Below are 13,281 nucleotides of genomic sequence, written 5' to 3' on the forward strand. Positions count from 1 at the left end.
GGACCACATGGGGCGGGGGGATCAAAGGCTGGGGCAAGGTTACGAGGTCCGGACTCCTAGGCACTCCGGACCTCGGGACTTTCTAGATTGAACGTGATTTCGCGCCGCCGGCTTGATCAGCCGTGCGGCGCGAAGTCGTTTTGGCGTCGTTATGCCGACACGGGCGCCTAGCGCGTCTGCGGCTCGAGCGTGATCGTGCAATCACCCTGCCCTTGCGTTGCGACCACGATGTCGCCAGCGTTGGCGCCAAGGGAAACCGGTGCGGACGAGCCGCCGCCGGGTAACTGAACAGTCACGGTCAGCGAATCGCTGCGGGCGCTCGAGCCGACGGTCGATGGTTCTGCTTCGACCACGTTACCCGAGGCGTCACGCCGCATGATGCGGCAATTCACATTGTTGCTCGCGTTGCTGCCGCCGGCGGCGGCCATGCTCGACGAGGTACCACCGCCCATTTGCGCACGGGCTCGCGACGGATCGCGGGGCACCTGACTGACGATGCGATGCGTCCGCGGCTCCACAATGACCACGTCGTCATCTGTGGCGAAATACTCGTAGTCCCGATATTCGGGCTCGATCGAGACGATCTCCGGCGGCAGCCGATAGAGATGCACGTGCGACGGGATGGCCTCGCCGACCCGGATCGAAATGTTCAGGTTGCGCTCCGGCTGCGCCAGGCGCTCACGGCTCAGGCGTTCCGAGATTTGCACCTGCTTCTCGGAGCTCACACGGGTCTGCTGACTGACCTGCGTGTTGGTCTGGGTTGTTTGATTGGCCTGATTGGTCTGCGTGCCCGTTTGGGATGGCGCGGTCTGTGCGTTGTTGGTCGGCGGTGTCCGGTTGGTGTCGGTCGCCGTTGCCGGCCGGTTACCCTGTTGCGCCGGCGGCTGCTGCTCCGCTGCGTTGTGCGGAGGCTGGTTCTGGTTGCGGTCGTTCTGGTTCGCGGTGGCTCCCGTGCGCTCGTTGTGCTGGCCAGCCGGGCCGGTCTTGGATTTTTCGGACTCGGCCGTCGATTTCTGCGGCGCGGACTTGTCCTGCTTTTCCTGCTTGGTCTCCGCGCTGCTCTTGCCGCTTTCGTGACCTTGCTTCGCGGTGTCGGCTTCCCGGTTGCGATCGCGCGCGGGCTCGCGGGATTCTTGGGCCTGTTCCTTCGCCTTCGGCTGATCGTGCTCGGCAGCCGCCGCCGGCTGTCTCTTCTCGTCATTGGCTTCATGCTTGGCAGCGCCGCCCTTCTCCTCGCGGCCGGCTCCCTGCAGCTTCTCCTGGGCGCCCTGCGCGCGCTCCTGAACCGATCCACCGTGCTGCGGCGCGGCGCCTTTCGCCGGTTCCTCTGTTCGCTTCGGCTCATCTCTCCGCTCGCCCGGCGCCTGGGCATAGGCCAAACCGGACGCGAGCATCAGTCCGATAGCTGCAGTCGATAACATCAAGTGCTTACGCATGGTCCCTCTCCTCGCCAATTCGCAACGACAGACGCGAACGTGCTTAAAGGGCGAAGGTTCCTGTGCGGGAACGAGGAGGCGAGCGCTCGGCGCTTCGGGAGGACCACCGATATTCGCTATCGGCCTGACCGATCAGTTCGGCACATTGCGTTCGAGATCTTCAAGCCACGCCGCCGCGCTCGAATCCGACGGCGCGCGCCAGTCGCCACGCGGCGACAGCGAGCCGCCGGCTGAGACCTTCGGCCCGTTCGGCATGGCCGAGCGCTTGAACTGGCTGAAGGCGAAGAAGCGGCGCAGGAACACCTCCAGCCAGTGGCGGATCTCCTTGAGATCATAGGCCTTGCGCCGATCATTCGGAAACGCCGGCGGCCACTCGCCGCCGGCGACATCCTTCCAGGCCTGGAGCGCCATGAAGGCAATCTTGGACGGCCGCATGCCGAACCGCAGCGTGTAGAACAGGTTGAAATCCTGCAGCTCGTACGGACCGACGGAGGCTTCCGTGCTCTGCGGCTTCTCTCCGGGCTGGACCGGAACCAGCTCGGGCGAGATCTCGGCCGACAGGATCGAGGCTAGCGTCCCGTTGACGTCGTCGCTGAATTGCTTCGAGGCGATCACCCAGCGGATCAGATGCTGGATCAGAGTCTTCGGCACCCCGGCGTTGACGTTATAGTGCGCCATCTGGTCGCCGACGCCATAGGTGCACCAGCCCAGCGCGAGCTCCGAGAGATCGCCGGTGCCGATGACCATGCCGCCGTGATGGTTGGCGAGCCGGAACAGGTAATCCGTGCGCAGGCCCGCCTGCACGTTCTCGAAGGTGACGTCGTAGACCTTCTCGCCCTTGCCGAAGGGATGGCCGATGTCCTTCAGCATCTGCGTCGCCGTGGTGCGAATGTCGAGTTCCTGCCAATTCGTCTGCAACGCCGTCATCAGTGCCAGCGCATTGGTCTTGCTCTCGCTCCCGGTGGCAAAGCCCGGCATGGTGTAGGCGAGGATGTTTTCACGCGGCAGACCGAGCAGGTCGACCGCCTTGGCGGCGACGATCAGGGCGTGGGTGGAATCGAGCCCACCGGACACGCCGATCACGACCCGCTTGGTGCCGGTGGCGCGCATGCGCTGCACGAGGCCCGCGACCTGAATGTTGTAGGCCTCGTAGCAGTCCTGCTCGAGCAGGCTCTCGTCGCTCGGCACGAACGGAAAACGCTCGATCTTGCGCAGGAAGCCGATATCGGCGGCTGGCGGCTTCAAGGCGAAGCTGATTCTGCGGTAGAAGCCCTCGCGCTGCCGGCGGTTATCGTCGAACGTGCCCATCAAGGCACGTTCCTGCCGGAGTAGGTCGAGATCGACGTCGGCATACGTGATCTGGCCGCCCTGGCGGAACCGCTCGCCCTCCGCCAGCAGCACGCCGTTCTCGTAGATCGAGGTCTGGCCGTCCCAGGCCAGATCGGTGGTCGATTCCCCCGCGCCTGCAGCGGAATAGACGTAAGCCGCGAGGCAGCGCGCCGAGGTCGACTGGCACAGCAGCGCGCGCGAGCGCGCGCGGCCGATCGTGATCGGGCTGCCCGAGAGATTGATGAGAACGCTGGCGCCGGCCAGCGCAAGTTCGGAAGCTGGCGTGACCGGGATCCACATGTCCTCGCAGATCTCGACTCCAATCGTCAGGCCCGGAACGTCCTCGGCCGCGAACAGCAGGTCGACACCGAACGGTGCATGCAGCCCGCCGAAGGCGATCGTTTCCCCGGCGATGCCGGTGCCCGAGGCGAAATGCCGGCCCTCGTAGAATTCGCGATAGGTCGGAAGGTAGCTTTTGGGTACCACGCCAAGCACGTTGCCGCGATGAATGACGACGGCGCAATTGTAGATACGATGGCCAAAGCGCAGCGGTGCGCCGACAATCAGCACGGGCATCAGCGCCGAGGTGGCCTCGACGATCGCGGCAAGTCCGCGCTCGACCGCATCGAGCAACGGGTCCTGCTTGACGAGGTCTTCGATCGCATAGCCTGACAGGCATAGCTCGGGAAACACGGCAACCGCCACCGACTGATCGTGGCAGTCCTTAGCGGCCGCCATGATGGCCTTTGCGTTGGCCGAGGGATCCGCCACATGCGAAGTGGTGACGCAGGCCGCCACGCGCGCAAATCCGTGGGCATAGATCGAGTGAAAACTCATCGAGCGCAGTACCTTTGAAATCTCTCTGCGGCCCACCGCGGCCGTCAGCTTTGCACCCTATGTAGCCCATCGAGCCGGCCCCGTGCAGGCCATCCGCCCTCATGCATAACGGATTTGCATGTTCGCGCGCCCGGTGCCCAGCGAAGTTAGGCGCTGCGGGCCAGCATGCCGGACAGATTGCCGCGCAGCCACTCCGCGATCCGCGGCCAGGCATGGGCGTGGGTTCGCGCGCCCATGAACAGACCGAGATGGTTGCTTGGCACGGAAGCCGCCGTAATGAAGGCCGGCGGCGTGCCGACGAGACCCGCAGTGGCGAGCGCCTGCGCGGCCGGCACGACGTCGTCATCGAGCCCGGCCAGCAGGAAGAGCGGCACCTTGACGTCCTTCAGATCAATCGCGCGGCCAAGTGCCGTGAATTGGCCGCTCGCGATCCGGTTCTCCCGGAATATCCCGTTGACGATCTCCAGGTAATAGGCGCCGGGCAGATTGAGCGTTTCTGAATTCCAGCGCTCGAACCGCGCGAGCAGCGCTGCGCCCTCGTCATCCGAAAGATCCGTCTGTAACGCCGTCGCGATGTCGTCGCGGCTCGGCGCCTTCGACCAGACACGCAGCATTTCCTCGCCGCTGACATTGCCGCCTCCGCGCGAGACAAGCTGGTCATAGACAGTCGCTGGCGTGTTGCGGACAAGCTCGGAGAGCGAGGACTCGATCGAGAGGTCGACCGGTGCGCCGACCAGGACCAGCCGGCGCACCTTGGCCGGATAGCGCGCCGCATAGAGCAGCGACAGCCAGCCGCCCTGGCACAGGCCGACGAGATCGACGGGCGCGCCGATCTCGTCGATGGCGACGTTGAGATCGCCGAGATAGCTGTCGATCGACAGATAGCGCATGTGAGGCGTGGCCGAGCGCCAGTCGGTGAGATAGATCCGGTCGATGCCGCCATTTTGCAGGGACTGCACCACGCTGTGGCCGGGGGCGAAGTCGGCGATCAGGGCCCGATGCAGCGCATAGGGCGCGCAGACCAGCGCCGGCCGGCCGGATTTCGTCCGCGTGCAATCGCGCAGGCGCATGGTCGCAAGCTCCAGCGCCACTCTGTTGGGCGTGTTCCAGGCCAGGCAGCTGTCGTCCAGCCCCGGCGGACCGCGTTCCAACCACCAGAAACAGGCGTCCATGGCAAGCCGAGCCGCTGCGAACGGCCACAGCAGCGGGTCATCCGGGGCCGGCCCCGGTGTGCGCCACTGTTTGCCGGTCTTCTCCGCCATTTCTATCTCACGATCCTCACAGGAACGCCTCGAGGCTGACGACGGAAATGCCGCGCTCCCGAAAACTCTGATGGGTGGCGGCCACCGAGCCGTCGAGATCGATCCCGCGGCAGGCGTCCTCGACGACGGCAACATCGAACCCGGCCTCGCTGGCATCCTCCGCCGAGAAGCGGACGCAGAAGTCGAGCGCGAGCCCCGCGACGAACACGGTCTTCAACTCGCGCTCGCGCAAATATCCGAGCAGGCCGGTCGGCGTTTTCTTGTCGTTCTCGAACAGCGCCGAATAGGAATCGATGCCGCGCCGAAACCCCTTCCGCACCACCAGGCTTGCGCTGACGACGTCGAGGTCGCGATGAAATTCGGCGCCCGCCGTGCCCTGCACGCAATGGCTGGGCCAGAGCACCTGGGCGCCATAGTCGAGCGCGATGCTCTGGAACGGCTGTTTGCCGGCGTGGTTCGGGGCAAAGGAGACATGATCCCGGGGATGCCAGTCCTGGGTCAGAACCACATTGGCGAATTTTTGGGCGATTCGATTGATGGCGGGCACGACCTTCTCGCCGCCGGGAACGGGGAGCGCCCCACCGGTGCAAAAATCGTTCTGGACGTCGATGACCAGCAGCACGTCGCGGTCGGAAATCTTCATCGCGATATCCATTCCAGCCGTCCCGCGCGACTGGCGCCGAACGCTCACTCCAATGTCGATCTTCTCGCGCTGCTTCGCAACCACCGACAACGCGCGGCGATGCCCCCGTCATTCCTAAGATGCAACGGTTTGGCCTCGTGTGTGTTGACTAGATCCACGCGGGGACGGATTCTGAAGCTGTTCGCACCTTGCGATCGGATAGAGCGGAGGAAGCGGTTACCGCAGCCGAGGCTGCGGCAGCCATATGGACATGAGCATCGGCAAGACAGGACAGATTCTTCTCGCCGATATCGGCGGCACCAATGCGCGCTTCGCGCTCAGCCAGGGCGATCAGACCGCTCCGATCGACTATGTGAAGGTGGCTGACTTCCCGACCGTCCGGGAAGCCATCGTCGATGTTCTCGCGCGGCGGTCCGGCGGCAAACCGCCCCAAAGGGCGGTGCTGGCCGTGGCGGGTCCGGTGACCAACAATCGCTGCGTCATGACCAACAGCCCGTGGGTCATCGACGGCAACGAGCTCCAGCCGGACCTCGGCTTCGACAGCGTTCATGTCCTCAACGATTTCGAGGTGGTGGCCTGGTCTCTGCCCGCCCTGCAGCCCGCCGACCTGATCCCGCTCGGCGGACAAGATGGCCTTCCCGGAGAGCCGCTGCTGGTGGTCGGGCCTGGAACCGGCTTTGGCGTCTCCTGTCTGGTCGAGCGGCATGGTGCCCGGCTGGCTGTCGTCACGGAAGCCGGACACGCGACCCTGCCGGCGGAGACCGAGCACGAGGAACGCGTGATCGCGTGTCTGCGCAAGCGTCTCGGCCACGTCTCCATCGAGCGCGGTGCGCTGTCCGGTTCCGGCCTGCAAAGCCTTTACGAGGCGCTGGCCGAGGTCGATGCCGCCCAGGTGCCGCATCGCGATGCTGCCGCCATTACCAAGGCGGCCCTGGAGGGCAGTTGCGAACTCAGCCGCGCGACGCTGGAGATGTTTTGCGCCATCCTCGGTTCGGTCGCCGGCAATCTCGCAGTGACCTTCGGCGCCCGTGGCGGCGTCTATATCGCCGGCGGAATCGTGCCGCGCTTCCCGGACTTCCTTGCAGCCTCAGCCTTCCGGGCGCGCTTCGAGGCCAAGGGACGCTTCCAGGACTATCTGCGCAACATCCCGACCCGGCTGGTCACGAAACCTGATGCGAGTTTCGTCGGCCTGAAGATGTTTGCCGAGCACAATCAGCCCTAAGCGCAAATCCTCCCTCCACGCGAGTTCCAGTCATGCACAGCTGATTGCACCGCACGCGCGGTTCCATGCGGGATCGTGCTTGCGTGCATGTTTCGGATGAGAAACAATCCTGCCCTGTGTGTGGCGTAGTTGTGGGGGCGTGACATGCGTAAACAAGATCTGGGTTTCGACTATCACCGCTATCACCGCCTGCTGATCGAGGCGGACGACGACGACAAGCGACAGGCCCTGATCGAGCTGTTGATCGAGGAAAAGGCGCGCGACCGGCTCGCCGCCCAGCGGGCTTCGGACCGCGCGGCCATGACAGCCCATACCATCGCCACGGTGCTGAAGAACGGACGCAACTGAGGTTCGTGGTCCCGTTACGGCGTGCGAAAACCGGGGAACCGATTGCGATTTCGTTAACGATCCCTCGAAAGCTCGCGTCAAACTTTTGGCTCTAGGGTTCCCTCACCTGATGCAATTCAGGGGCAACAAAGGGGGGAATGAACATGAGCATGATTTCGCTCGCCGCAACGCCGGCCGCTGTCGAAACGCGTATTGCCGATTCTGCGTTCAAGACCATCTTGCTGTTCTGCTGCACAGGCTTGGTCGCCTCGTTCGGCCTGATGGCGCATGGCATCGATCTCAGTGCCGGACTGATGTGAGACCGCGACGAATTCCGTCGCAAAATGGCCGCCCCTGATGGGCGGCTATTTTCGTTGACGATCTCAGCGCGCCGCCTTCGCTCAGTGCGGCGTCTTCGCCGCCGCGTCCGGAAACATCGAATCGATCATCGCCTTGAGCTGATCGATCGAAATCGGCTTGCGCAGGATCGGCCGGCGCCGGAGCAAGGAAGGCAGCAGCTCCGGCCCGTAGCCCGTGGCAAACAGAAACGGCTTCCCGCGGCGCTCGATGAGGTCGGCGACAGGATCGACGTAAACACCCTTCAGATTGATGTCGAGGATCGCCATATCGTACTGCGCGGTCATCGCAAATGCGCTGGCGTCCCGCACGTTGTCCGCTTCCGCGATGACGTGGTGGCCAAGTTCCACCACCATGTCAGCGACCATCATCCGGATCAGTGCCTCGTCTTCGACCAGGAAAACGGAGAGTCCGTCCGCCATACCAACCCCGCAATCAGCTTATGAAGCTAATCATAACCGAGTTGCGGTGAGGATTCACGTATTCGTGGCGGCTGCCGTTAATTCAGACGCGCCCGATCCGATTCAACTTGATCAATCCAGTCCTCTTGATCAATCCAGGCCTCGTTCGTGGCTGAGGCGCACCATCTCCTGGATGAAGACCTGCTTCTGCTTGTCATCAAGGCTCGAATAGAGCGGCTCGGCGGCGTCGGCGACATTGCGCTGGTCGGCGGCGCGGTCGATCAGGAACTGCGCCTCGTTGCGCATCTGCTCGACGATGTCGTCGGGTGGATCCCGCTTGGCGCGCGCAACCCGCAGGTTGAGCCGCTCCGCGCCATTATGCCCGAGGTAGTGCATGGCGCTAGAGAAGCCGTACCAGTGCTTCTCCTGATCGGGCGTGAGATTCAGTTCGGTCTTGATCCGCTCGATATAGGAATCGCTGTTGGTGACGATCTGGTCGGCTGTCAGCTGCGGCGCGCCCGTCTGGGTGAGGACCGTGACATCCTTGTCCTGAGGCGCGTTCTTCGCCTCCTTGGTCGCCTTGGCGCCCTTGCCCGCCTTGGCATTCTCCTTGGCGCTCTTGGAATCCTTGTCCTTGCCGGCGCCCTGCTGCTTGGCGTCCTTGCTTGCATCCTTGCTTGCGTCCTTGGCGGCCGGCGGCTGATTGCCATTGTTGCCAACGCCGAGCACGCCAGTGAAGACGCCGACCACACCGCCGATCGCGCCGCCGAGCACGCCGCCGACCGGACCTGCCGCCTTGTTCCCGGCCGCCGCTCCTTCCTGAACGCCCTTGACCAGACCTTGAGCATTCGCCACCGCGGCTGCGCCGAGCAGCAACACGACAACGGCCCCCAGCGCGAACCATCGTCGCAGGTAAAGCCGCGCGGGCGGCGCCGGGTTGATCATTCTGGTCTCCATGGTCGATCTGATTGGCCTGTGGGGGTGGAAGCCACCCGTCAGTTGCAACTCTATCGTTTTCACCGCTTCGAGGTCTAGGCGCTGACAATTGCTATCCACGCCCGAAAAGCGTTTGGCGCGAGGCGTTTATACAGGCTCATTGGAAACTGCGGCGTAATTGCGCACGTGTCGCTCTGGCGGGCCGGCGCAAAGTGTGCGTCGCAAAACGACCGGCCGCCGTTCACGGCCGGCGCGCGACCCAGCAGGCAATGCAACCTTTCCGGACACAACGTTAGTTCTAGATGCGAGCCGATCGATGTTCTCGACAGACGCAGTCAATCATGATGTGATCGCGCTACCAATTTGCGAAAAGCGTTCAACAAGAAACTCGCAACAAGAAACTTAAAAGCAAAACTCGGAAGAGTTCAGAGGAAACACCAGAACAATAAAACACCCAGGCGAGGAAACGAGATGTCACGCAAGGCACTGACGCGACGTCAATTTGTGGCTGCCACTGCAATGTCCTCCGCGGCGCTGATCACGGCGCCCTATGTCCGGGGCGCTTACGCCGCCGGCAAGCTCTCGATCGGCTTCTGGGACCATTGGGTACCCGGCGCCAACGATGCCTCCACCGCCCTCGTCAAGGAATGGGGCGAGAAGGAGAAGGTCGAAGTCTCGATCGACTACATCACCAGCAACAACAAGAAGATCGAATTGACTGCAGCGGCCGAAGCCCAGGCCAAGTCCGGTCACGACATTCTCCAGATGCCGAGCTGGTGGCCGCACGCCTATTCCGAGAACCTCGAGCCGCTCAACGACGTCATGGAGCCGCTCATCAAGCAGAACGGCGAGGTGAACGGCACCGTCAAATATCTCGGGCAGTCGGGCGGCAAATGGCTGGCGGTGCCAGCGACGCCGGGAAGCCAGATCAAGGGCCCCTGCTCCCGCATCGATCTGATGAAGAAGCACGCGGGCATCGACGTGCAGGAGATGTATCCGGCCGGCAGCGTGCCGAAGGATGAGAATTGGACGATGGAGACCTTTCTCAAGGCCGCCGAAGCCTGTCACAAGGCCGGCGTCCCGTTCGGGATCGGCCTCGGCGAGACCACCGACAGCGTCGACACGGCCGGCGCGATCTTCCAATCGTACGGCGCCGAGCTCGTCAATGCCAAGGGCGACATTACCGTGAAGACCGACGCGGTTCGCGAGGCCCTCGAATACTACAAGAGGCTGATCGCCGTGCTTCCGACGGACGCGCCCTCCTGGGACGACGCGTCCAACAACAAATGGCTGATCTCTGGTCGTGGCGCGATGATCCTGAATCCGCCGAGCGCCTGGGCGGTCGCCAAGCGCGATGCACCACAAATTGCCGAACAGTGCTGGACGCACGGCATGCCGGCGGGTCCGAAAGGCCGCTACGCGCCATTTTTGCCGTACTTCTGGGGCGTCTGGAGCTTTGGCAAGAACAAGGAAGCCGCCAAGAGCCTGCTTACGCACCTGTCGCAGCCATCCGCGATCGAGAAGTTCGTGGCAGCCAGTGGCGGCTACGATCTCCCGGCCTATGCGAACATGACGAATCTGAAGACCTGGGCAGAGGAAGGGCCGCCGAAAGGCACGCTCTACCAGTATCCAGATCCGCACCACCGTCAGACGCTTTCGATCGCGGCCTCACCTGCACCGCCCAAGATTGCACAACAGATCTACTTCCAGGCGACGCTGACCAAGCTCGCGCTGCGTTATGCGAAGGGCGAGAAGCTGGATACCGCGCTCGCTTGGGCTGAAAACGAGTGTGAAGGGTTCATGCGGAGTTGATGCCGGATGTGTGCCAGGCGGTTCACGCTTCGCGCGTGAACCGCGGGGACATTCCGTCTCTCGCCGTCCCCCTCCGATTGAGGACGATCGATGCGGCCGGCCTTTCATTGAACCCGTCCTAAGAAAGCTTGACCCATGGCCGATGTCGTCGTTGAGCATGGTCGCCTCGCTCGTTCCGTGAGCGCGCGCGGAAAACGTGCGAGCCTGCGCAATATGCTGGGGCGGAAATCAACCGTGGCGTTCTTCCTGACGCTGCCGTTGATCCTCCTGATCGCCCTGCTCGTGCTCTATCCCGCCTTTTATTCGGTCTATTTGGCGACGCTGAACAAGGCGATGACGAAATTCGTCGGCTTCAGCAATTTCACCTTCCTGTTCAAGCGCGAGACGTTCTGGATGGTGGTGAGGCAGTCATGCATTTTTGCGATCACTGCCGTGTTCTTCAAGGCGCTGATCGGCTTCATCGTCGCGCATTTCGTCCACAACATTCCGGGCAAAAAGCAACGCAAATGGCGCGGCATGCTGCTGGTGCCCTGGGTGATTCCGCCGGCAATGAGCACGCTGGCCTGGCTGTGGCTGTTCGATCCCTCCTACAGCGCCTTCAACTATACGCTCTCGTTCTTCGGCGTCGGTCCGATCCCCTGGCTCGGTGACACCTTCTGGGCGCGCTTCTCAGTCATCCTCGTCAACGTCTGGTACGGCGCGCCATTCTTCCTGATCATGTATCTGGCCGCGCTGAAATCCGTGCCTGACCAGCTCTATGAAGCCGCTTCGATCGACGGCGCCAATTGGTGGCAGAAGATCTGGCACATCACCTTGCCGATGATGCGCAACATCATCGCCATCACCACGCTGTTCTCGCTGATCGTCACCTTCGCCAATTTCGACATCGTGCGCATCCTGACCTCGGGCGGGCCGCTGGATACGACGCATCTGTTCGCCACCTGGGCGTTCCAGGTCGGCATCCAGAGCAGCGACATTCCGCTCGGCGCCTGCGTCTCGCTGTTCATGGTGCCGATCCTGGCCGTCGCGGCGATCTTCATCCTGCGCGATGTCAACAAACGTGGGAACGAAGCCTGATGAGCACGCTCGCAATCGACAAGGCCGGACCCAGCCGCAAGGTCAAGCTTCGCAGCATGAGCCGCGACCGCACCTGGGCACTGCGCTGGTCCTACTTCTTCCTGGTGCTGTTTGCGATCTTCTTCCTGGTGCCGCCGATTTACATGGTGATCACGTCGCTCAAGAGCAGCGCGGAGATTTCGGCCGCAACCAATCCGTGGTGGGTCTTTCATCCGACGCTGTCCAACTATGTCGAGCTATTGACCTCCAACCAGTTTCTGCGGTTCTTCTGGAATTCGTCGATGATCTCGATCGTGGTCGTGATCGTGACGATGCTGATCAGCATTCCGGCGGCATTTGCATTGGCGCGGATGAAGTTCTGGGGCTCGGCGACGCTCGCGACCGGCGTCTTTCTCACCTACTTGATCCCGGACAGCCTCCTGTTCATTCCCTTGTTCAAGATGCTCGCGGTGGTCCAGGACGTTACCGGCATCACCCTTCTCAACCGCTGGTACGTGCTTGTCTTCATCTATCCGACGCTGACCGTGCCGTTCTGCACCTGGATCATGATCGGCTATTTCGCCTCGATTCCGAAGGAGCTGGACGAGGCTGCCCTGATCGACGGCGCCTCCTGGCTCCAGACGCTGACGCGGATCTTCATCCCGGTCGCCCTGCCCGGACTGATCGCGGCAACCATCTTCGCCTTTACGGTGTCCTGGGCGCAGTTCCTCTATCCGCTGGTGTTCACGACATCCATCGATCAGCTCGTGCTTCCCGTCGGCATCACCACCACGCTGATCAAGGGCGACGTCTTCAACTGGGGTCAGATCATGACCGGCGCGCTGCTCGGCGCGGCGCCGCCGCTCGTGATCTATGCCTTCCTGATGGACTATTACATTGCCGGCCTGACCGCCGGCGCGACAAAGGGCTGATCTGGAGAGGTTGAAGTTTCATGGCTGACGTTACCCTGCGCAAGGTGATCAAGCGTTACGACGATGTCGAGGCGGTACGCGGTATCGATCTCGACATCTCCGACCATGAGTTCATCGTGCTGGTCGGCCCCTCCGGCTGCGGCAAGTCGACGACGCTGCGCATGATCGCAGGTCTGGAGGACATCACCGACGGCGACATCATGATCGGTGGCGATGTCGTCAACGACGTGCCGCCGAAGGACCGCGACATCGCCATGGTGTTCCAGAATTACGCGCTCTACCCGCACATGACGGTCGCGGAGAACATGTCGTTCGGGCTGCGCCTGAAGCACTTTCCCAAGGCCGAGATCAATGCGCGGGTGACGGAAGCGGCCCGCCTCCTCGACATCACCGATTTGATCAATCGCAAGCCGAAACAGCTCTCCGGCGGCCAGCGCCAGCGCGTCGCCATGGGGCGCGCCATCGTGCGCAATCCAAAGGTCTTCCTGTTCGACGAGCCGCTGTCCAATCTCGACGCCAAGCTGCGCGTGCAGATGCGCATCGAGATCAAGAAGGTGCACCAGAAGGTGCGCACCACGACCGTCTACGTCACTCACGACCAGGTCGAGGCGATGACGCTGGCCGATCGCGTGGTGGTGATGAACAAGGGCCGCATCGAGCAGATCGGCACGCCGAACGAGCTCTACCACAAGCCGGCGACGCGCTTCGTCGCGGGCTTCATCGGCTCCCCC

The 13,281-nt window shown here is 62.9% G+C and carries 13 protein-coding genes; 7 read left to right on the forward strand and 6 right to left on the reverse strand.

The window, feature by feature from the left end; all coding sequences use genetic code 11:
* Positions 1–167: 167 nt before the first annotated feature.
* The 4 genes from IVB31_RS12300 to pncA all read right to left on the reverse strand — a co-directional run bounded on the left by IVB31_RS12300 (position 168) and on the right by pncA (position 5,519).
* On the reverse strand, positions 168–1,436 hold the full coding sequence (locus IVB31_RS12300; protein WP_247322324.1) for a DUF1236 domain-containing protein: 1,269 nt from the start codon (positions 1,434–1,436) through the stop codon (positions 168–170).
* A 132-nt stretch (positions 1,437–1,568) separates the two neighbouring features.
* Positions 1,569–3,602 carry an NAD(+) synthase gene (locus tag IVB31_RS12305; RefSeq protein WP_247322327.1) on the reverse strand — a complete coding sequence of 678 codons (2,034 nt, stop codon included), beginning with the start codon at positions 3,600–3,602 and terminating at the stop codon, positions 1,569–1,571.
* Between the two features lie 146 nt (positions 3,603–3,748).
* The gene (locus IVB31_RS12310) at positions 3,749–4,864 is read right to left on the reverse strand and encodes an alpha/beta fold hydrolase (protein ID WP_247322329.1); all 1,116 of its coding nucleotides are present in this window, start codon (positions 4,862–4,864) and stop codon (positions 3,749–3,751) included.
* Between the two features lie 16 nt (positions 4,865–4,880).
* Complete coding sequence (gene pncA, locus IVB31_RS12315) at positions 4,881–5,519, reverse strand: bifunctional nicotinamidase/pyrazinamidase (protein ID WP_247322331.1); 639 nt, start codon at positions 5,517–5,519, stop codon at positions 4,881–4,883.
* 238 nt (positions 5,520–5,757) lie between these two features.
* Here pncA and glk point away from each other — a divergent pair, with 238 nt between their 5' ends.
* From glk to IVB31_RS12330, 3 genes are all read left to right on the forward strand, one after another.
* Positions 5,758–6,729, forward strand: coding sequence for a glucokinase (gene glk / locus IVB31_RS12320; RefSeq protein ID WP_247322333.1), 972 nt, complete (start codon positions 5,758–5,760; stop codon positions 6,727–6,729).
* A gap of 144 nt (positions 6,730–6,873) precedes the next feature.
* Positions 6,874–7,077, forward strand: a complete 204-nt coding sequence (locus IVB31_RS12325) for a hypothetical protein (RefSeq protein ID WP_247322335.1) — start codon at positions 6,874–6,876, stop codon at positions 7,075–7,077.
* Between the two features lie 143 nt (positions 7,078–7,220).
* Complete coding sequence (locus IVB31_RS12330; RefSeq protein ID WP_247322336.1) at positions 7,221–7,376, forward strand: hypothetical protein; 156 nt, start codon at positions 7,221–7,223, stop codon at positions 7,374–7,376.
* An 81-nt stretch (positions 7,377–7,457) separates the two neighbouring features.
* Here the strand turns inward: IVB31_RS12330 and IVB31_RS12335 are convergent, their stop codons facing one another.
* Positions 7,458–7,835, reverse strand: coding sequence for a response regulator (locus IVB31_RS12335; protein WP_247322337.1), 378 nt, complete (start codon positions 7,833–7,835; stop codon positions 7,458–7,460).
* A 129-nt stretch (positions 7,836–7,964) separates the two neighbouring features.
* The gene (locus tag IVB31_RS12340) at positions 7,965–8,759 is read right to left on the reverse strand and encodes a Spy/CpxP family protein refolding chaperone (protein ID WP_247322338.1); all 795 of its coding nucleotides are present in this window, start codon (positions 8,757–8,759) and stop codon (positions 7,965–7,967) included.
* A gap of 462 nt (positions 8,760–9,221) precedes the next feature.
* On the opposite strand from IVB31_RS12340, the gene IVB31_RS12345 reads away from it, so the two are divergent.
* The 4 genes from IVB31_RS12345 to ugpC form a co-directional block, all read left to right on the forward strand.
* Positions 9,222–10,562: an extracellular solute-binding protein gene (locus IVB31_RS12345; protein WP_247322339.1), complete on the forward strand. Its 1,341-nt coding sequence runs from the start codon at positions 9,222–9,224 to the stop codon at positions 10,560–10,562.
* A 135-nt stretch (positions 10,563–10,697) separates the two neighbouring features.
* Positions 10,698–11,639, forward strand: coding sequence for a sugar ABC transporter permease (locus IVB31_RS12350; protein ID WP_247322340.1), 942 nt, complete (start codon positions 10,698–10,700; stop codon positions 11,637–11,639).
* Positions 11,639–12,550 (forward strand): carbohydrate ABC transporter permease, encoded by a 912-nt coding sequence (locus tag IVB31_RS12355; protein WP_247322341.1) that lies wholly within the window; start codon positions 11,639–11,641, stop codon positions 12,548–12,550. Before IVB31_RS12350 ends, IVB31_RS12355 begins: the two co-directional genes overlap by 1 nt.
* A 20-nt stretch (positions 12,551–12,570) precedes the next feature.
* The coding region (gene ugpC / locus IVB31_RS12360; RefSeq protein ID WP_247322342.1) for a sn-glycerol-3-phosphate ABC transporter ATP-binding protein UgpC at positions 12,571–13,281 on the forward strand (711 nt) is incomplete at its 3' end.

Source organism: Bradyrhizobium sp. 21, assembly GCF_023073335.1.
Classification (GTDB): domain Bacteria; phylum Pseudomonadota; class Alphaproteobacteria; order Rhizobiales; family Xanthobacteraceae; genus Bradyrhizobium.